Source organism: Metabacillus arenae, from assembly GCF_014773385.1.
In the GTDB taxonomy this organism is placed as follows: Bacteria; Bacillota; Bacilli; order Bacillales; family Bacillaceae; genus Metabacillus_D; species Metabacillus_D arenae.
Genome location: NZ_JACXAI010000005.1, coordinates 36581 through 55623, shown reverse-complemented (window position 1 = coordinate 55623; position 19043 = coordinate 36581). Strand labels below are relative to the sequence as shown.

General features: G+C 38.7%; 19 protein-coding genes and 1 pseudogene. 10 read left to right on the top strand and 10 right to left on the bottom strand.

Annotated features, from left to right (window positions below; genetic code table 11):
* Together IC621_RS05740 and safA are read right to left on the bottom strand one after the other, a co-directional pair.
* Positions 1–294, bottom strand: coding sequence for a DUF3817 domain-containing protein (locus tag IC621_RS05740; protein WP_191156645.1), 294 nt, complete (start codon positions 292–294; stop codon positions 1–3).
* A 376-nt stretch (positions 295–670) separates the two neighbouring features.
* On the bottom strand, positions 671–1297 hold the full coding sequence (gene safA / locus IC621_RS05735) for a SafA/ExsA family spore coat assembly protein (protein WP_191156643.1): 627 nt from the start codon (positions 1295–1297) through the stop codon (positions 671–673).
* Between the two features lie 300 nt (positions 1298–1597).
* Between safA and IC621_RS05730 the strand changes: the two genes are divergently transcribed.
* Together IC621_RS05730 and IC621_RS05725 are read left to right on the top strand one after the other, a co-directional pair.
* Positions 1598–2887, top strand: a complete 1290-nt coding sequence (locus tag IC621_RS05730; protein ID WP_191156641.1) for a purine/pyrimidine permease — start codon at positions 1598–1600, stop codon at positions 2885–2887.
* A gap of 94 nt (positions 2888–2981) precedes the next feature.
* Complete coding sequence (locus tag IC621_RS05725; RefSeq protein WP_191156639.1) at positions 2982–3353, top strand: DUF423 domain-containing protein; 372 nt, start codon at positions 2982–2984, stop codon at positions 3351–3353.
* A 290-nt stretch (positions 3354–3643) separates the two neighbouring features.
* Here the strand turns inward: IC621_RS05725 and gerQ are convergent, their stop codons facing one another.
* The 3 genes and pseudogenes from gerQ to hemQ form a co-directional block, all read right to left on the bottom strand.
* Positions 3644–4138, bottom strand: a complete 495-nt coding sequence (gene gerQ / locus IC621_RS05720; RefSeq protein WP_191156637.1) for a spore coat protein GerQ — start codon at positions 4136–4138, stop codon at positions 3644–3646.
* Positions 4139–4156: 18 nt separating this feature from the next.
* Positions 4157–4579: pseudogene (locus IC621_RS05715) on the bottom strand (cell wall hydrolase).
* Between the two features lie 253 nt (positions 4580–4832).
* Complete coding sequence (hemQ, locus tag IC621_RS05710) at positions 4833–5594, bottom strand: hydrogen peroxide-dependent heme synthase (RefSeq protein ID WP_191156635.1); 762 nt, start codon at positions 5592–5594, stop codon at positions 4833–4835.
* A gap of 269 nt (positions 5595–5863) precedes the next feature.
* Between hemQ and pta the strand changes: the two genes are divergently transcribed.
* Together pta and IC621_RS05700 are read left to right on the top strand one after the other, a co-directional pair.
* Entirely contained in the window at positions 5864–6835 is a 972-nt protein-coding gene (pta, locus tag IC621_RS05705) for a phosphate acetyltransferase (protein WP_191156634.1), read from the top strand.
* A gap of 441 nt (positions 6836–7276) precedes the next feature.
* Entirely contained in the window at positions 7277–8125 is an 849-nt protein-coding gene (locus IC621_RS05700) for a biotin/lipoate A/B protein ligase family protein (RefSeq protein WP_396652984.1), read from the top strand.
* Positions 8126–8307: 182 nt separating this feature from the next.
* Here IC621_RS05700 and IC621_RS05695 read toward each other — a convergent pair whose 3' ends face one another.
* Positions 8308–9063 carry an RsfA family transcriptional regulator gene (locus tag IC621_RS05695; RefSeq protein ID WP_191156632.1) on the bottom strand — a complete coding sequence of 252 codons (756 nt, stop codon included), beginning with the start codon at positions 9061–9063 and terminating at the stop codon, positions 8308–8310.
* 446 nt (positions 9064–9509) lie between these two features.
* Here IC621_RS05695 and IC621_RS05690 point away from each other — a divergent pair, with 446 nt between their 5' ends.
* The 4 genes from IC621_RS05690 (at position 9510) to IC621_RS05675 (ending at position 12568) form a co-directional block, all read left to right on the top strand.
* A complete protein-coding gene (locus IC621_RS05690) occupies positions 9510–9734 on the top strand; it encodes a DUF1450 domain-containing protein (protein WP_191156630.1) in 225 nt (74 codons plus the stop codon).
* Positions 9735–10097: 363 nt separating this feature from the next.
* A complete protein-coding gene (locus IC621_RS05685) occupies positions 10098–11405 on the top strand; it encodes an HD domain-containing protein (RefSeq protein WP_191156628.1) in 1308 nt (435 codons plus the stop codon).
* A 46-nt stretch (positions 11406–11451) separates the two neighbouring features.
* On the top strand, positions 11452–11967 hold the full coding sequence (locus tag IC621_RS05680) for a YwgA family protein (RefSeq protein ID WP_191156626.1): 516 nt from the start codon (positions 11452–11454) through the stop codon (positions 11965–11967).
* 91 nt (positions 11968–12058) lie between these two features.
* The gene (locus tag IC621_RS05675; RefSeq protein ID WP_191156624.1) at positions 12059–12568 is read left to right on the top strand and encodes a YusW family protein; all 510 of its coding nucleotides are present in this window, start codon (positions 12059–12061) and stop codon (positions 12566–12568) included.
* Positions 12569–12819: 251 nt separating this feature from the next.
* On the opposite strand, the gene IC621_RS05670 is transcribed toward IC621_RS05675, so the two are convergent.
* The 3 genes from IC621_RS05670 to IC621_RS05660 form a co-directional block, all read right to left on the bottom strand.
* Positions 12820–13497 carry a class D sortase gene (locus tag IC621_RS05670; protein WP_191156622.1) on the bottom strand — a complete coding sequence of 226 codons (678 nt, stop codon included), beginning with the start codon at positions 13495–13497 and terminating at the stop codon, positions 12820–12822.
* Between the two features lie 3 nt (positions 13498–13500).
* Complete coding sequence (locus tag IC621_RS05665) at positions 13501–14541, bottom strand: processed acidic surface protein (RefSeq protein ID WP_191156620.1); 1041 nt, start codon at positions 14539–14541, stop codon at positions 13501–13503.
* 315 nt (positions 14542–14856) lie between these two features.
* Positions 14857–15042 carry a 2-hydroxymuconate tautomerase gene (locus IC621_RS05660; protein ID WP_224752336.1) on the bottom strand — a complete coding sequence of 62 codons (186 nt, stop codon included), beginning with the start codon at positions 15040–15042 and terminating at the stop codon, positions 14857–14859.
* A gap of 194 nt (positions 15043–15236) precedes the next feature.
* Here IC621_RS05660 and IC621_RS05655 point away from each other — a divergent pair, with 194 nt between their 5' ends.
* Together IC621_RS05655 and IC621_RS05650 are read left to right on the top strand one after the other, a co-directional pair.
* The gene (locus tag IC621_RS05655; RefSeq protein ID WP_191156616.1) at positions 15237–15905 is read left to right on the top strand and encodes a site-2 protease family protein; all 669 of its coding nucleotides are present in this window, start codon (positions 15237–15239) and stop codon (positions 15903–15905) included.
* Between the two features lie 20 nt (positions 15906–15925).
* Positions 15926–16444: a YwhD family protein gene (locus tag IC621_RS05650; protein ID WP_191156614.1), complete on the top strand. Its 519-nt coding sequence runs from the start codon at positions 15926–15928 to the stop codon at positions 16442–16444.
* Positions 16445–16820: 376 nt separating this feature from the next.
* Here the strand turns inward: IC621_RS05650 and IC621_RS05645 are convergent, their stop codons facing one another.
* Complete coding sequence (locus tag IC621_RS05645; protein WP_191156612.1) at positions 16821–18902, bottom strand: transglycosylase domain-containing protein; 2082 nt, start codon at positions 18900–18902, stop codon at positions 16821–16823.
* Between the last annotated feature and the right edge of the window lie 141 nt (positions 18903–19043).

Sequence of the window (19043 nt, the reverse complement as noted above, 5' to 3'; positions counted from 1 at the left end):
CTAAACCATCCGTTCTTTTAATTGTCTGTCTAGCACAAATGTCCCAAATGGTATCACGGAGGCAATGACGGCACCAATTGCCCAAAGGAATGACCATTTATGTCTAAATTTCACTTCAGCTGTAGAAAGGACAAATAAAACAAATAAACCGCCATGTAATCCACCTGCAATGGTAACGGCCATCGGGATATCCATAAAATGCTTCAAGGGCATTGCGATTCCAAGAAGAACAAGATAGGAAATCCCCTCTAATATTCCAATCACACGTAATCTGCCAATAGCTGTTTTTAACATAACAGTCACCTATTCTTTTTATATAGTCTATTTCATCATAAACGATTCATCACTTGAAAACATTGTACAAATCGTGAACATTTGAGCTCATGATTTTTTTGAAATTTACATCAAAGAACGAAAAGCGCAAGGCTTCCGCATATCGGCGATAAGTATTCGGGCGAGTCGGCTGGAAGGGTTGTTCATTAACCTTCTCGGGCGGATTTACTTATGACCTAAGGGCCGAAGCGCTTGGCCGGCGTCACGTCCTTATGTCTGCCGGCACTAGGACGTCTTGTCCGCCTGCGCTGGACATCAATGGCTAGTTTTTACCACGTTAACTTAATTAACTAAACTTTCTTAAGAAAAAAGGAACCCTTTCTGGGCTCCTTTACTCTTATCGCTTTATAAACATCTGTGTCCAATAATGTCCGTAAGATCCGCCTTTTACATAGCCGACCCCAATTTCTGTGTAAGTAGAAGATAGAATGTTTTTGCGGTGGCCTTCACTATTCATCCATGCTTTTACCACTTCATTCGGAGTAGCTTGTCCAGCTGCAATGTTTTCTCCTGCTGCAGTATAACGGATACCAAAGCTCTTCATCATATCAAAAGGCGAGCCGTAAGTAGGAGATGTGTGGCTGAAATAGCCTCTATCTCTCATATCTTCTGATTTATAGCGGGCTACTCTCGCAAGCTCCCAATTTTCTTTAAGAGGAGCTAACCCATATTTTGCTCTTTCCTGGTTTACTAGTTTTACGACCTGGTTTTCAAAGTTTAATGTTGTATTTTGAACAGCAGGTATTTTCACAGATTGACCAGGATAGATCATATTAGGGTTTTTGATTTGAGGATTGGCTTCGATGATTTCTGGCACTCCAACTTGGTATTTTAAAGCGATTTTCCACATTGTATCACTGTTTTTCACGGTGTATGTATTCCCAGCAGCAACGGCAGTTGTGCTAATTCCAAAGGCAAGGGCAACGACCAACAAAATGAGATTAAAAGATATAAAGTTTTTCATAAGGCTATTAAACCAAAGAATAGGAGGGAAGAATAGAGGTAGTTTTTACCGATTGAGAAACCGCTAACTATTCTAACTGTTTAAAGATATTGGTAGTTTAAGGGAGGGAAGAGGGGTTTTTTTCTAAATATTAGTGATAGTATGATATCCTAGGAAAGGAAGGAAAAAGGAACTTAGCAGTGCTCTTTTTAATAAGTATATCTATCGTATAGATCAGTTCCTTACAATTAAAACCATTTTGCAGCATGGAAACGCTTAAAAGAACCTTATATAATTGGAAGTTAGAGGAGATCGATGTAAGTGAAATTATTTTTTGCTGCCTTGCAGTGGATGGCTTTTATTATTACTTCCACAATTGTTGTGCCAATTGCAATTGCACAAGCCTATTCTCTAGGTCCTGAAGACACAGCCGTGCTTGTTCAAAATACAGTCTTTGTCCTTGGGGTAGCAGCCTTAGTCCAAAGTTTATATGGGCACCGTTTGCCGATAAATGAAGGGCCGGCTGGATTATGGTGGGGAGTATTTGCCATTTATGCGGGTTTAAGTACAACTTTATATGCTTCCAATATTGAGACGTTGAGAGCTCTTCAAAGTGCCATGTATATGAGTGCGGGCTTTTTCTTCTTGTTCAGCCTTTTCGGATGGATTCAAAAGTTAGCAAAACTGTTTACCCCTGTAGTAACAGGAACCTATTTGTTGCTTTTGGTTTTTCAGTTAAGTGGTCCGATCGTAGGTGGAATAATGGGAGTGGGCTATAAAAGCAATGAGGTGGATTTATTTGTGTTTTTACTCGCCATGATAACCATTGCTTTCACATTATTTTTATCTAGAAGAAAAGAAACATTTTTAAAACAATATTCGATTTTAATTGGCCTTGCATTTGGGTGGATCTTGTTTTATTTGTTTGGCGAGGCTAAGCCCATCCAAGCTGCTGAAAGCGTGCTGGCTTACCCAAGGTGGTTTCCTTTTGGCCCGCCTTTTTTGGATTGGAGCTTGCTTCCAACTGCCTTCTTTATCACGATACTACTCATTGTAAATATGCTGGCAAGCATTAAGGTAGTTGAAATTGCGGTGGAAAAGCTGACAGGAGAAACACATAAGGATCACTCAAAGTCTGCAGGTTTTGCCTCAGCTATTAACCATATGATCAGCGGAGTGTTCGGTGCGATCGGCCCTGTTCCGATTTCTGGAGCAGCCGGATTTATTTCTACGACAAAGCTGTCATCTAAAAAACCTTTTATATTAGGAAGCCTCTTGATTATTGGGATTAGCTTTATACCTTCTGTTATCCAAACGTTTTCTGCCTTGCCGACTCCGGTGGGCTTTGCTGTTAATTTTGTTATTTTCTCAAGCATGATAGGAATGGCACTGTCTGAATATGATCAATATAAGGATCATCGAAGAATTAGAACTGTCATTGGCTTGGCGCTTTTAACCGGTGTAGGGGCTATGTTTACACCGGAAGATGCCTTTGCATCAGTACCGCCGCTGTTAATTTCCCTCTTAAATAATGGGTTAGTTTTAGGCACAATTGTAGCCATATTCGTAGACCAATTTTCTTTGAGAAGAGAAAGAAGCCGGCAAATTTAACAATTTTGTGAGACTGCTGCCTGCTTTGATTGAAATTTTGTTTTCCTAATGTAAGATAGAGTTAAGAATGGTTGTGTGATAGGAGTCGAATAAAATGAAAATTTTTCTTGTATTGGCAGCTGTGAATGCCTTCTTATCAGTAGCATTGGGTGCTTTTGGAGCACATGGCTTAGAAGGGAAAATTCCAGAAAAGTACATACAGATTTGGGAAAAAGGTGTAACTTATCAAATGTTCCATGCTGGCGGATTGTTTGTCATTGCATTCCTTGCAGATAAGCTTCCCGAGGCAGGCCTTATTCCTACGGCCGGCTGGATTATGCTTACAGGAATTATTCTGTTCTCCGGCAGCTTGTATGTCCTGGCACTTACCCAAATCAGCGTGCTGGGAGCCATCACTCCGCTCGGCGGCATCGCCTTCCTTGCCTCATGGGTGATGATTATTATTGCTGCGGTTAAATACCTTTAAGATAAAATGGCCCATCCTTTTTGCCGTGAAATAAGACCATTCGAGTTTTCGAATGGTCTTATTTCGTGGTTTTAGAAGGTTTATTTATATTAAAGTATTAACGCATTAAAGTTTGCTATTTTTCGGTGCCTTTTTCGGTGCCAGGCACCAAAATTCATTAATGGGGTCAGGCTCCAATGCGAATATTAGAATTTCTGAGCGAAGTTTCTCTGTTCTCCGAGGTAAATCCTTTAAAATAGGGGAGGGTGCCAGGCACCAAATTGAAATTTGGTGCCTGGCACCCTCACTTGTTATCTGGGTGAATAGGTCGCCATGTCGTATGGATATTCGTAGTTGATTTCTTCGTCGAATGTGATGTAGTCAAGATAGACCATGAGAAGGAGATATCTCTTTCCAGTTTTTGGATCACTTAAGATAATGTGATCGCGTCCTGCTGCTTCAATAGCCCCTTTGAAGACTTTTGCGTTCCACTCTTTGTTGTTTTCAAATGTCATATAAACGGTTGCTACCTTGCCGCGGTTTAAGCGAAGTATGTTCTCTATATAGGATTCTTGTAATGGCAGCATCCCTGGTATGTCTTGGGCAGGTGATGGAGCTGACGGCATAGGCGGGACTTGCATACCTTGCTGGCCTTGTTGTGTTTGAGTAGGCGTTTGGGTCTGATAGGTGCCATATTGCTGCGGCTGTTGTTGGCGCTGGTACCCATAAATATATGGCTGTGGATACCCTTGTATCTCATAACCATATGGATTAACTTGCTGATGTTGATTGTTTGCAGACTTCACTTTAATTTCCTCCCTTTTTTAAGAATAAACACCAGGACAATCAGATTGTGTAGGAATATAGAAACAATGTGATTTGAAGCGCCCTGAATTACTTTGGTTATACCACTGCCCAGGACATGCCCCAGGCGGTTTGAAAAACCATAAGGAGTATTCAGCAGGGTGATACCGTTTTCCAGCAATAACTTTTCGCGCGAGGTCAATTTCATCTGATCGTGCTCGCTGATAAAAATAACTTTTTTGAGTTGCTTCAAACCCGCCAGGACTCTATACCATTTTTCGAATTGTTGTAATATCTTTAAAATCCAAACAAGCAGCTCTTACTCGGTTTACACCCGTATTTCCTACCATCAGCATTCCTAATTTTCCATCACCTTCTGCTTCAGCACGTAATAGACGGGCTAAAAGCTTCACATCTTCTTCGGTATGTTTAATAACTGCCATTTTTTCACCTGCCTTTTCATTACACAAGAATTGCTTCAACCTGAAATTCAGAAGAAAATAAGTCTTTTAAAAAGCTTCACTTATGTAAGTGAATATAAGTAAATGCTTGTGCAACGAAAAAATGGACAATTTTTTAAAAACCTTTGGCCTCTTTCAAGCGTATGTAAGGGGGAAAAAAGATATGACAAAAAGCCTCTATCTATTTAGACAGAGGCTTAAAAATCATACTATTGACTACTTATTTATAAACAACCTACACATGCAAGAATGAATACACTTTTTCAGGAGGCATAATGTTTCCGACAAAGAACGTACCAAACTCTCCGTAGCGGGCACTTACTTCATCAAAACGCATTTCATAAATAAGCTTTTTGAATTGCAAAACATCATCAGCAAAAAGGGTAACGCCCCATTCATAATCATCAAAGCCAACAGAGCCGGTAATAATTTGTTTTACCTTTCCAGCATACTGCCGTCCAATCATTCCATGACTGCGCATTAAGCTTCGGCGTTCCTCCATCGGAAGCATATACCAGTTGTCGCCGGCCGCGCGGCGCTTGTCCATTGGATAAAAGCACACATGTTTAGCTTTTGGTAATGTTGGATATAAGCGTGAACGCACATGAGGATTTTGATAAGGGTCTTCATCACCAGGAATATAATTTCCTAATTCCACAACAGATACATAAGAGAAAGTCGGAATTGTATACTCAGCAAGCTTTGATTTGTTAAATTCTGTTTCAATTTCATTTAATTCTTCCATGGTAGGCCGTAAGATCATAAGCATGAAATCAGCTTTTTGGCCCACAATTGAATAAAACGCCTGGCTTCCTCTTTCTTCTGTTTCTGCGATGCCCCATTTTTCAATAAGTCCTAAAAATTCGTGTATAGCAGCTTGACGCTCATCACTGCTTAACAGCTTCCAAGAAGTCCAGTCCATGGCACGAAAATCATGTAAAGAGTACCAGCCGTCTAATGTTTGAGCAGCTTCATTTGTACGTTTTTCTTCGCTCATTTTTTTCACTCCCGTAAAAAGATTACAGCGTTATATGTATATCTAAACTATAACATAGTTTATCCTTATAATAATTGAATAAAACTTGAACATCATGATTAAAGAATAATTGGTTCATAATAAAAAACCAATTGAATTGTCATTCTTTTTAGAAAAAAATGAATTTATCTTGAAAGCGTTTGATAGAAAGAACCTTGTTTAAATTCGATGACAAGAGGAGTATTCTAAATAGAGATTAGTTTTTGTACATAACTTAAGGAGGTTATTTTGTGTCTGATTTATTTTCAGTATTAAAAGATAAAGTTTCCAGTCATGATGTAAAGCTTGTTTTTCCGGAGGGTTTAGATGAGCGAGTTTTAACAGCGGCTAACCGGTTAGCTGGCGAGGGGATTCTTACCCCGATTGTCATTGGAAATAAAGAAGAAGTAAAGAAAAAAGCAGAAGAATTCAACCTGACATTAGATCGAGTGGAGGTCTTTGATCCACAAAACTATGAAGGGTTTGAAGACCTTGTTCAATCCTTTGTAGAACGCCGCAAGGGTAAAGCAACAGAAGAACAAGCAAGAAAGATTCTATTAGATGAGAACTATTTTGGGACTATGCTTGTTTATACAGGAAAAGCTCATGGCCTAGTTAGCGGAGCGGCTCACTCTACAGCAGATACAGTCCGTCCTGCTCTTCAAATCATTAAGACAAAGGAAGGCATTAAGAAAACATCAGGAGTCTTCATTATGGTACGCGGAGATGAAAAGTATGTTTTTGCTGACTGTGCGATTAATATTTCTCCTGACAGCCAGGATTTAGCTGAAATTGCCGTGGAAAGTGCTAATACAGCGAAAATGTTTAATATTGAGCCAAGAGTTGCCATGTTAAGCTTTTCTACAAAAGGATCTGCAAAGTCTCCAGAAACTGAAAAAGTGGAGCAAGCTGTGACGATTGCAAAAGAAAAAGCACCAGAGCTTACTTTAGACGGAGAGTTTCAATTCGATGCAGCATTTGTTCCATCTGTTGCTGAAAAGAAAGCTCCGGGCTCTGAAATTAAAGGTGATGCAAACGTATTTGTATTCCCAAGCTTAGAAGCAGGCAACATCGGATATAAAATCGCTCAGCGCTTAGGTAACTTCGAAGCAGTCGGACCAATTCTGCAAGGCTTAAACATGCCGGTAAACGACCTATCCCGAGGATGTAATGCCGAAGACGTATACAAATTAGCACTAATTACAGGTGCACAAGCGCTGTAAAAATTAAAGAAGAGGAGGTATTCTATGAACGAATAGATGCCTCTTTTTTTGTTGGAATAAGAAAAATTAGTTTTTTGTAATTTGTTTTAGTGTCTAGCTCCAGGCGTGGGGTGCAAAAAAATGACAGGGCAATACTATGTTGGTTGGTCAGTAAAATTGATGAATTGGTTGAATTAATTGTGAGATGATCGAATTAATTCGAATAGAAATATATGGTAATAATTAAAAAGGTCAAAACACCTAATAAATTGGCCGAATTGACACTTAGATTAACTGGATAAGCATTTAATTAGCCAGATTTTCTACATTTGCTGGATGTACCGCTGAATTAGCCGAACCGATAAAGAAGATTGTGGCGGGTTATTTGCTGCCCATTCTGCTTTCTCAATCTCTTATGGTATAATAAGATCGTTTGTACGAATGTAGAAGGAGAAAGTTATGATGCTGCAATCATCTGTTACTTTATTAACACAGCCTGCTTGGCGAATTATTGATCAATCGGGTTTAGGCCCTCATTTTGAAGCAAAACATTCTTTTGCAATAGATGATACCCTTTGTTCAACAGTTGGGAAGGGATTGTCTCAAGCGGTTGCGAGATCGTGGGTCCATCACGATACAATTGTTCTTGGCATACAAGATACAAAGCTGCCTTTTTTAAGTGAAGGTACTGCTTTTCTGCGTGAGCAGGGATATCGAGTTATTGTGAGAAATTCAGGCGGGTTAGCTGTGGTTTTGGATGAAGGGGTGTTAAATCTTTCGTTAATTTTTTCTGAAACAGAAAAAGGTATTGATATTAACCGCGGGTATGATGCGATGTGGGATTTGATGAAAGAGCTTTTTAAAGAAAATGATGTAAAGATTGAGGCAAAGGAAATTGTTGGCTCATATTGCCCCGGGAGCTATGATTTAAGTATAAATGAAAAGAAATTTGCAGGGATTTCTCAGCGCAGGCTAAGAGGTGGAGTAGCTGTGCAAATTTACCTGTGCATAAATAAAAGCGGGTCAGAGCGTGCCGAGCTTATCAGAAAATTTTATGATATTGCTTTAAAAGGAGAACGAACAAAGTTTTCCTATCCGCAGATTAAGCCCCATACAATGGCATCCCTTAGTGAACTGCTGGATTGTGAATTATCTGTACAGGATGTAATGCTGAAGCTGTTAATTACGTTAAAAAGCTTTAGTGAAAAGATTTATTCTTCTCAATTAACAGCGGAAGAACTAGAATTATTTACAGCGAATTTACAGCGGATGGTCGATCGGAATGAGAAAGTGTTTGGGCTGTCCACATAAAATATTAGGCTGCTTTTCATAAACTTTATTTCTATCTGCAACAAAATCTATCATATCTTGAATCTTTGGGGTGAGGTGCAGCAATCTCACCTATTGACATTTATAAAAGAGCTAATTAGAAAGTGCCAGACTCCTAAAATTCAGGGGTCTGGCACTAAAAAAGAGAATAGTACTTTGCCGAATTATTCTGCAAGCTTTTCCAGATTTCCGTTGCGGTCCATTTTAAAGGAGGTTGCAGAACGGTCTTCTTCTTCAAACAGCACAAGCTTTCTTGCCCTGTTCATAATCTTCATTAATGTTTCATAGTCTTCTTGTACTGTCACTGTTTGTTCTTCTAATTTCGTTACTTGTTTCTCTAACTCTTTGTTTCTCTTCATAAGCTCTTCGTTTTCTCGTTTGATTCGCGAGTTTTCTTGTGATAGTACACTAATATGTGTGGTGTTCCCTTTATAAGATTTTAAAAAGTTAATGACCTTCTCAAGTGTCAGTTCGCTTTGCTCAATTTGTGGGTTTGGCATAACCGTCTCTTTAACAACCTGGCCTACTGGCTCATTTATCTCATGTTGGCTTACTGGAACCTCACGCTCCGGCTGTTCATAGGCTTCTGCGATAGGCATCTCTAAATCTTCTAATTCATGATCAATGACTAGCCCAGTTTCAGGTGGAGAATACAGTAATTTCTTTTTAGCAGGCTGTCCTGTGCCCATTGCACGCATGCGTTGCTTTCGTTGTTTCTTTGCTAGTTGAAGCGCTTTCTCGTAATTGTGCCTTACAACCGCATTCCATCTAAAACCGCAGGCTGCTGATGTTCGATTCAGCTTGTCCCCTACTTCTTCAAATGCATTCAACTGTGTGCTGCCTTCACGGACATGCCGTAATACTGTTTCAGCTAGTAATAAATCATTTTCCTCAGACCAAGCATCTTGTCTTTGCTTCATCTTTTTCCTCAACTCCCTTAAAAACGTAATAATAAGTGATGAAACTTATTACAATTTTGTCCAGATAGGGAGACTTTTATACAAATTACTTAGCAGGATAGTAGTTTTTTGAAAAAGCGGGATGAAATGTAGAATGTACTAGGAGAAACAGCCTTTTCTTATTCTGGTAAACTACAAAAGAACTTATTTCCATTGGCTTTATGTTATTCCTTCCTAAGAACTGTGACTTGCAATGGCGTTGCAATCCATGTAAAATACCCTTTAGTGTTTATCAAATGCAGATAGTTATGCAAACTTTAACAAACTAGAGGTAATAATTGATATATGGGACATTGTCTCCTAAATACTAACAGCAAACTCTCTTAAAAAAGAACTCCTAAATGTAAAATGCTATAAGGTTTTTAAGCCAATCATATAAAGTTTAAATTAGAAAGGGTTGTTAGGCAGTGGCCAACGAATTTCGAGTGTGTGATGATTGCCAAGCAACAAATATAAAAACTTTGTTGCCACGCTTAGAGAAAATTGACCCTGATGCAAAGGTCGATATCGGCTGCCAATCGTATTGCGGACCTGGCAGAAAGAAATCTTTTGCTTTTGTCAATAATCGTCCATTATCAGCTCCTAATGAAGATGAGTTGATCGAGAAAATTAATAAGAAATTAACCAAGTAAAATAAATTTTCCATCAGTAGGATTTTCTACCCATAGGAAGTAGATCCCGCGGACGAAGACATCAGGAAATCTTTGTCTGTGTTAATTTTTTAGGACCTTGCAGGCAGTGAAACCCACTTTTTTCTTCGATTCAGCTAAAGGATTATAGTGGATTTTACTTCGTATTAAGAGCGGAATAAAATCGCCAGGAAGAAATTTGTCCTGGTGATTTTTCTTTGTTTAAATTAAGCCTATCATACTAGGATTTCAAGTGTGGGACTTAAAAAATTAGAAAATTTTGGCTTTTATTGATAAGTTAAAGTCGATATAATGAAAGGAAAAGTTCAATTAGAATATCATGTCACAATTAAAAGAGGATATACGATGGCTCAGTACAATGAAAAATTATCGGAAGAAAAAGTGTTTAAAGATCCTGTACACCGTTATATACATGTTCGTGACAAGTTGATATGGGATTTAATTGGTACGAGTGAATTCCAAAGACTCCGCCGCATTCGTCAGCTTGGGACAACTTATTTAACATTTCATGGAGCGGAACACAGTCGTTTCAATCATTCACTAGGTGTATATGAGATTGTCAGACGAATCGTGGATGATGTGTTTAAAGGCCGTTCAGAGTGGAATGAAAAAGAAAGAATGGTCAGTTTATGTGCAGCTCTCCTTCACGATTTAGGACACGGCCCTTTTTCTCACTCTTTCGAAAAAGTTTTCCATTTAGATCATGAAGACTTTACAAGAGCCATCATTTTAGGTGAGACAGAAGTGAATGCTGTTTTGCAAAGAATAGGGATTGATTTTCCAAAGCAAGTAGCAGAGGTCATCGCCAAAACCTACTCTAATAAACAAGTTGTCAGCCTGATCTCAAGTCAAATTGATGCCGACAGAATGGATTACCTGCAACGGGATGCCTATTTTACTGGAGTTAGCTACGGTCATTTTGATATGGAACGGATCCTCCGTGTTATGCGACCGAGAGAGGATCAGGTTGTCATTAAACAAAGTGGTATGCATGCTGTAGAAGATTATATTATGAGCCGATATCAAATGTATTGGCAGGTATACTTTCATCCTGTTACAAGAAGTGCAGAGGTTATTTTAACGAAGATCTTGCATCGGGCAAAACAGCTCCATCAGGATGATTACACATTTAAGCAAAATCCTGTTCACTTTTATTCAATATTTAAAGAAGAAGCGACGTTACAAGACTATTTAAAATTGGACGAATCCATTATTCTCTATTATTTTCAAACATGGCAGGAAGAAGAGGATAAAATATTAAGTGATTTATGCCGCCGCTTCTTAAACCGAAACCTGTTTAAGTATATAGAGTTTCATCCTGCAAATGAAGAAATGATGAAATTACTTGAACTAAGAACACTGTTTAAAAAGGCGGGGATTGATCCTGATTATTATCTGGTAGTTGATTCTTCTTCAGATTTACCATATGACTTTTATCGTCCTGGGGAGGAAGAAGAGAGATTACCTATTCATCTTCAGCTGCCAAATGGTGACCTGCGGGAACTGTCAAGGGAATCGGAAATCGTTGATGCAATTTCAGGGAAAAGAAGAACAGACCACAAGTTATATTTTCCTATGGATCTTATTGAGGACATGTCATCAAGAAAGAGCGCTAAGAAAAAGATTATTGAGCTGCTTAACATACATAAATAAATAGATAAAATAATGGCAAAATTAAAGAGATAGGAGATGACGGGGTGTGCTACAGGAACACGCGAAATTGATGAAGGTGTTTTCAGCATCTAAAGAAATCATTGGTCGGAAAAAGCTTCAAAAAATGATTTATATTGCAAAGAAAACAAATTTTCCATTTTACGAAAAATACGATTTTCACTTCTACGGTCCTTATTCAGAGGAACTAACCTTAAGAGTAGAAGAACTATGTAATCTAGGGTTTGTAGAGGAATTAAAAGAAAAGAAAGGCGGATATTTTCAATATCGTTATTTTTTAACTGAATCAGGGGAACAATTCCTTTCTCACTATGAATTGGACATGCCGCCTTTAAAGCCTTTCATGGAAGACTTAAACAGCCAGACTTCCCGTTTTCTGGAGCTTGTCTCTACCGTTCTATTTTTTGATGATTTGGAAAAAGAAGAAGTAAAAGAAAAAGTATTCACGCTTAAAAGTAAGCAGCGCTACACTGACGAAGAAGTTGAAGACGCTTATCACTATATAGAAAAACTAAAACTAAAAGGGGTGCCAGGCACCAATTAACGTAAAGGGTGCCAGGCACCCTTTACGTTTTTTTTACTATTAAAAGGGTAAAACGATAGTAAACAAGTTCAGAAGAGGTGGTCTAAAAGCTATGAAGATAGCAATTCCGTTTTTTTATGCTTTGTGCTTCTGTAGTCTCCTCGTTTTATCTGGCTGTAATCTAAATGGAAATAATACCGAGGATTATGAGGATGCAGCACTAGAAGAGAATACGCCTGAGGATACAGCTGAAGAAACAGGAGAAGGAGAAGGGGACAATAAAAAGGACAAGGCCGATACCTATTCCCTTCGTTTTCAAGAATTTGATCTAGATGTGATGTACGAGAACGAACAAAGCTATAAAGCAGAATATGAAGGGCTGGAAACAGGCGAGGAGGCAGAGATTGAGGATACTATAAATGACCAGAAGCTCGAAGGTGATGAAGCAGTAAAAGAGATAAGGTCAAAGCTTGAAAATCTGACCTTCTTAGAGGACACGCCTGATGAGAAGGCCATTAACGAAGTTGAGTCAGCCTTCAGCCTTAAAGAAGGCTACAAAAATTTCAATTTGAAGGTGACATTTGAAAATGGAAAAGAAAAGGAATATAGTGTGAAGCAATAGTTGCGTATGAGCATGTAAAGAGGCTCGTCCAATAACAGGAGGAGCCTTTCATTTATGCTGTTCTTTTTTTATTAGGGAAGGAATGTATGTTTAAGTTAAATAAAGTATTAATGTAGTAAAGAATGTTATCCATTTCCAGCTACAGCTCCAGCGCCTAGCCCGCCTGAGGTCACAAGCCAATCCTCCCAAAAAGGAAAAGACTTCCTTTTTGGAAGGCTCGTCTTGTGCTTGTCAGGGCTGTTCAAGACGCTTCAGCTTTTCTTAATTAAATCAGCTACAAGCACATAACGTTCGGGTGCTGACCCGATAAAATCAAAAGGATAGCATGTTGTGACAGTTAATGTCGCTTTTGGAGTTGGAACAATGACGGTCCTGTCATCCTCATCGACAATCCGGACCTTTCGGACTTTGTAAGTAAAGGTTCCAGTTCCTGTTGTGACGACAAGTAAGTCTTCTTTCCCGACTTCCCCAAGCTTACGAAAGACGGTATCCCGATGGCCTGATAAGACGGAGTTATCCTTTTCACCTGGTAAGACAGAGCCGGCAAAATGGCCAACACCCTTCTCAAGCTCATCCTCATTTGTTCCATGAAAAATCGGCAAGGTCGCATCCAGCTTTGGTATGTAAAGTTGGCCCATCTCATCTCCAATAGCCGGTGATTTGTTATAATTCTTGGTATCATTTAACAGAGGTTCCGCATCCTTCTCAAACTTGGCAGTTTTAATCTTAAGCTCGGTATTTCTTGTCTCGTGCCTGCTCTCTTCCGATTCAGCCACCTGGCTCGTTTTAAAAAGAACATACCCTTTTAATAGTTTAAAGCTGTTTGAACCTAACAAGAGGATGCCGCTGACAATTAATAGAATGGCAATGCTTCCTGTTAGAAGTCCTCGGCGCTTTTTCTTCCGAAACTTTTTAGAGCGTTTAAGCATATATTATGCTGCCTTTCTTCTAAAAAGGAAGACACCTGCTAAAATCAATACGGCACCTGCTGCAAGACCTTCTCCATAATATCCAGCCGTTTCAGGCATTCTTGCACCCTTCACAGTTTTAGGGCTTTTTGACGGAGATGTCAATTTTTCGATTTTTTCCACAACTTCCTCTACAACTTCGTTTGTTTCTTTCACATCGTTAGCAGTATTTTCGATTAGGTCCGAGCCTACCATCTCAGGTGTTAAATGAAAGTCTAATAAAAAATTGCCGCTAAGGTCGTAAACAGATACCAATAATTTAGAACCATCTAAGTTGGTTAATCGAAGCAAAGACTCGAGGCCAATTTCTGTTTTGTTACCGTCTTTTTCTAAATGGAAAACCGTTTTTACTTCAAGCAGTTTTTGCATTTCCGTTAATATAGAAAGCATTTCTGCTATTTGTTCAGCGGTTAAATCATCAACAGATTCAAATTCTTCAAATTGTAGCATTCTATTAGAAAGCTCTTCAAGTTGGGCATCGAATGAAGGGTTGCGATCATAGACATCTATTAAATGATTAAAGAGCCTGTCCAATTCTTCTTCTGTTAGCCCAAGTTCAGTAAACAATTGATCGATTTCCTCTATATCAACTATTTCTTCTGTATCTTCATACTCTTCTTCAGATTCTTCATAGGATAACCAGATATATTCTTCAATTTCAAAATTAAAGAAAAATACATCCTCAATCTGATCTTCTTTCTCCATTGCCCCATATTCTATTAATAATTCTGTTAATTCTTCCCTAGTCATTTCATAGATTTCAAGAAGTTCGTTAACAGATTCTTCTGTTACTACTCCACCTAGTAAAAACTCTAGATCCTCAAATGATTCAAAATCTTCCAATGAGTAATCATAGGCAGTAAGAATTTCAATAAATTCTTCTCTCTCTAATCCGATCTCATCTAGATAGCTTTGAAGCTCTTCTTCCTTTACTGCAGCAAATGCAGGCAAAGCACTTACCAAAACCAAAATAAAAGCAACCATACATAATAAGCCCTTTTTCAACTAGTTTTTCCCCCTTGAAAAAAATTATAGAATTAAGAAGATTATAGATTGGAAAAATGTAAAAGAATAGAATTGATAAAAACTTTTTTATAGCCTATAATTTATTGTCATCTTTCTGAAAATAGGAAAAAAGTAGAGGTTTTACATAAAGCTCTTTTCTAATGCTGTGGCTTTTGAAGGGTAAAAAGATGTGAAATAAAGGCAATCGGAGGAACGTTCTTTACCCAAGGAGTGACAAAAGTCTCGAAGGATAAATAAAAGAAGGTGCCAGGCACCAAAGTGTAACTTTGGTGCCTGGCACCCAAAAAAATCAGTTTATTCGTCACTTAGACGTTTTCCGCCTAGTGCGTAGTGATTTTTTGACATTTCTTCAATAAATACAGCAATTTTTTCTGAAGGTGCACCTGTCGTTTCTGAAACAGCTGCTGTCACCTTCTCAACGAGGGCTTTCTTTTGTTCTTCACTTCTTCCTTCAAGCATTTTGACTGTTACGTATGGCATATTCCTTGCTCCTTTCAGGTAGGTCATCTCACTTCATTTATAGTATACTGAAGTTGTTATCATTTGCATAAAGATTAAATAAAGTGAAACCTTTCTGGATGTTTCAAAGAGGTTATTTACTAGCTGTGATCCCGAAGTGAGAATCTTAGCGCCCGCTGTAGAAGTAAGAAATGTATAGATGAAGGAGAATAAGTGTGGAGAATTTTTCAGCCAATTTTTTAGCCTTTCCGTTAGAGACAATTCCGTATGTCGTAATTACGTTGATTTTTGCTTTTACGGCTCATGAGTTTGCGCATGCTTTTGTTGCTTATAAATTTGGAGATCAGACCGCAAAAAATCAAGGGCGGCTTACGTTAAACCCGATATCCCATTTAGATCCTTTTGGTACATTGCTCATATTCATAGCAGGTTTTGGATGGGCAAGGCCGGTGCCTGTAAATCGGTACTTTTTTAAAAATCCCCGGATTGCTGGAGTGTTAGTTTCTGTTGCAGGTCCGGTTAGTAATTTGATTTTAGCGTTTTTGGCTACTCTAATTTTTTACCTGTTAGCCAATACAGGGTTGATACAGGCTGGCTTAAGTGACCAAGTAGAGCAATTTTTTACGATCTTCATCAATTTGAATATTATTCTATTTCTTTTTAACCTATTGCCATTTCCTCCGCTTGATGGCTATAGGATTATTGAAGATTTGGTTCCAAGAAACGTTCGTGCTAAAATGACTCAATATGAGAGTTATGGAATTATCCTGTTTCTAATTATCGTTATTACCCCGCTTGATAGGTACATTATTCAGCCGATTTTTAATTCAGGCAGAGAGACTGTAATGAATATTTTTTATTTGATTCTTCAACCATTGCTTTAAGTAAGGAGGAGGAAAGGATTATGGATCAAGAAAAAAAGAAAAAGAATATAGGATTTAATATTATTAAAAATGACCCCACAGATGGTCATGGCGGATTTGGAGTAGGGGCGCTAAGTCTTGATAACATTTCACCAGTTTTCGTAGATATTGAGGATGGGGAAGCGTTTGTTGACATTGGTGCGATGCATGCAAGAAGTGTTGTTGAAAAGGGGATAAAATTCCTTCCGAACAAGGATGATGTACCAGAAGGTGCAAAACCTTATTGGCTTGTTTGGGTCACGATTGATCGAAAGCAGGAAGGGCCTTATTATGCAGGTGTTACAGCATGTTACATGACAGTAAACCGAGAAGCGAGAAGAGGTTATAAATCATTGCCAGAGCATGTAAATAAAATGGACAAATCAATGAAGCGCAAAATTATGGTCGACACAATGGATAACCGGTCAAAGGATATTCTCCGCGGCTTCCTTCAAAACCATGATAGAGAGATGTGGGAAAGGTCTGCAGATGAACTAAAGGAAGGCTTATGCACCAATTGATTTTTGTCTGAAATGTGAATTTTTTGTGAATGTTTTGTCAAAATCTTGAGCTTATTTTCTAAAATGAGTAGACTGAAAATTGTAAAACTAGGACATAAAAGACCCCGAATCACGCGTGATTCGGGGTCTTTTACTAATAGTATTATAATTTATGTGTTGTTCCCTTTTTGGACGATTTATAAAAATGGTTAAAAATACCATTTTTTTGTCGGATAATCGATATATTGAAATTTTCGAAGATAACTGAACCCATTTCGAAGATAATAATGAAAAATCGAAGATATATTTCAGATTTCGGAGATAAATTCGAACATTCGATGTCAACGGTACCAGGTAACAGAGGTACCAGGTACCGTGCAGTGTAAATATACCGTTGCTACCCCCAAGGAAGAATCCGCTGCCACCATTTTTGTTCTTTATCTTTTCGATCTTTCAGATTTCCCTTGTCTGAATCGTTTTCATCAGAGTCTAAGTGATCTGTACAATATTCTGTTGGTTCTGTACCCGCTACATAATAGGCATAGTGCCTGACAGGGCAATCTTTCGTTGCAAGCTTGCCTGTCTCCGGGTTGATATAGATCCCGACTACCCCTTTTGGCGGCTTAAATGATTTGGCTGGTTCATCCTCAAGAGCCTCTTCCATAAAGGATGCCCAAATGTTTTTTGCATAAGATTTTTCAGCTACAACATCAATGGTTTTCCCTTTATCATATCCTGTCCATACACCAGCTACCAGCTGAGGTGAATATCCGATCATCCAGCTGTCTGTTTCGGTTGTTCCAGATTTCCCTGCATATTTTCTTGTGAGGCTATCTGCAATGGTTTGCCCTGTTACCGTTGTATAACCGTTAAGCTTTTTATCAAACATCCCGGTCATTAAGTGTGTTGTTACAAAGGCAGCTTCATTATCTAGGATTTGCTCAGCTTCTTTAGGGTGCTCGTATAAAGTGTTTCCGTCTGAATCCTCAATTTTTGTTATAAAAGTGGGCTCAATTTGTTTACCACCGTTTGCCAAAATTCCATAGGCATTCACCATCTCATAAAGCTTCACAGGTGCTGTTCCAAGGGCTAATGAAGGTACTTTAGCTAATTTGCTTGTGATTCCAAATTCTTTGGAAGTATCGATAAGCTCCTGCATGCCCAGAAATAAATGGGTTTTTACCGCGTAAACATTATCTGACATAGCAATGGCCTGGGCAAGGGTAATCGAGTCATTCGCATAATAGTTATTAAAGTTGCTTGGCTTATAGGTCGACTCTCCATCATTAAAAGTAAAGGTTGTTGGCTCGCTTCTCATCGGAGTTGATGGACTCATCCCGCTTTTAACTGCCGCATAATAGAGAAAAGGCTTCATCGTAGAGCCAGGCTGTCTTTCTGCTTGTGTCGCTCTGTTGAAAGGGCTTTCCTTGTAGTTTCTTCCGCCCACAAGTGCTTTAATATACCCGGTTTTAGGATCTGCTGCGACAAAGCTTGCTTGTATTTCAGATTTGTCAGAAATCGTTTGCTTTACTCTATTTTCAGCAAGCTCCTGCAGCTTAGGATCAATGGTTGTATGAATTCGCAAACCAAGTGTTTCCATTTCCTGCTCTGTTACATTCAGTTTTTTTGTTGCGTCCTGTAAGACAGCATCATAAAAGTATGGAGCAGCAGCCATTTTTACATTCTCTTTAGAAGAGCTATCCTTTATAGATAAAGGTTCTTCATAAGCCGCCGCAGCCGCTTTTTTCGATAAATACCCGTGCTGCACCATTTCATTTAGAATGAGCTTTTGTCTTGATTTAGCATTTTCTAAATGGATCTTTGGCGAATAAAAACTTGGACCCTTCGGAATGGCTGCAAGCAAGGAAGCTTCACTTAATGTTAAATCTTTTGCCTCTTTGCCAAAATAATAGTCTGATGCTGCTTCGATCCCATACGCGCCATGTCCATAATAAATTGTATTTAAATAGCCTTCTAAAATATCTTCCTTCGAATAACTCATTTCCAGCCGAATCGTATATAAAGCCTCCTGAATTTTTCTTTTCCATGTTTTATCATGCTCTAAAAACAAATTTCGTGCATATTGCTGTGTGATCGTGCTTGCCCCTTGAACCTTTGCCATTGCCTTCAGGTCCGCAATTGCCGCACCGACAATTCGTTTGTAATCAAACCCATGGTGTTCGTAAAAGCTTTTATCTTCGATTGCGATGGTTGCGTTCAGAACGTGAGGGGAAATGTCATGAAGATCAACCCAAAATCGTTTCTGGCCATGATGTGTCTCCCCTAAAATACTCCCATCGCCCGCAAACACCACAGTCGATTGTGGTACTGAAAGAGAAGGAGGTCCTTGAGCTTTTGCATATAATAAAATACTCACAATAATTGTTGAAAGAAATAATCCTAATATAATACTAATAAAAATGATAGCCCGAATTGTTTTAATGGTCATTCTTAGCCGCTTGGGTGTCATGATTTCCATTTAGAAGCACCTCCTTTTAGCCAGTCTTTTTATCAAACAAGAAAGTTTCAATTTATTAAAAAATAAACTTTGTAAATTAAATTGAGTGATCGTTGTCCAGCGCAGGCGGACATGACTTCCTAGTGACGGCAGGCATAAGGC

What these genes read in the sequence shown, in the direction of transcription:
- IC621_RS05670 (WP_191156622.1), bottom strand. Translation starts at nt 13,497, where the DNA reads ATGCTTAAACGCTCTAAAAAGTTTCGGAAGAAAAAGCGCCGAGGACTT.
- IC621_RS05650 (WP_191156614.1), top strand. Translation starts at nt 15,926, where the DNA reads ATGGATCAAGAAAAAAAGAAAAAGAATATAGGATTTAATATTATTAAA.
- IC621_RS05700 (WP_396652984.1), top strand. Translation starts at nt 7,277, where the DNA reads ATGCTGCAATCATCTGTTACTTTATTAACACAGCCTGCTTGGCGAATT.
- IC621_RS05740 (WP_191156645.1), bottom strand. Translation starts at nt 294, where the DNA reads ATGTTAAAAACAGCTATTGGCAGATTACGTGTGATTGGAATATTAGAG.
- hemQ (WP_191156635.1), bottom strand. Translation starts at nt 5,594, where the DNA reads ATGAGCGAAGAAAAACGTACAAATGAAGCTGCTCAAACATTAGACGGC.
- IC621_RS05725 (WP_191156639.1), top strand. Translation starts at nt 2,982, where the DNA reads ATGAAAATTTTTCTTGTATTGGCAGCTGTGAATGCCTTCTTATCAGTA.
- IC621_RS05645 (WP_191156612.1), bottom strand. Translation starts at nt 18,902, where the DNA reads ATGGAAATCATGACACCCAAGCGGCTAAGAATGACCATTAAAACAATT.
- IC621_RS05685 (WP_191156628.1), top strand. Translation starts at nt 10,098, where the DNA reads ATGGCTCAGTACAATGAAAAATTATCGGAAGAAAAAGTGTTTAAAGAT.
- safA (WP_191156643.1), bottom strand. Translation starts at nt 1,297, where the DNA reads ATGAAAAACTTTATATCTTTTAATCTCATTTTGTTGGTCGTTGCCCTT.
- IC621_RS05660 (WP_224752336.1), bottom strand. Translation starts at nt 15,042, where the DNA reads ATGCCATACGTAACAGTCAAAATGCTTGAAGGAAGAAGTGAAGAACAA.
- IC621_RS05675 (WP_191156624.1), top strand. Translation starts at nt 12,059, where the DNA reads ATGAAGATAGCAATTCCGTTTTTTTATGCTTTGTGCTTCTGTAGTCTC.
- IC621_RS05695 (WP_191156632.1), bottom strand. Translation starts at nt 9,063, where the DNA reads ATGAAGCAAAGACAAGATGCTTGGTCTGAGGAAAATGATTTATTACTA.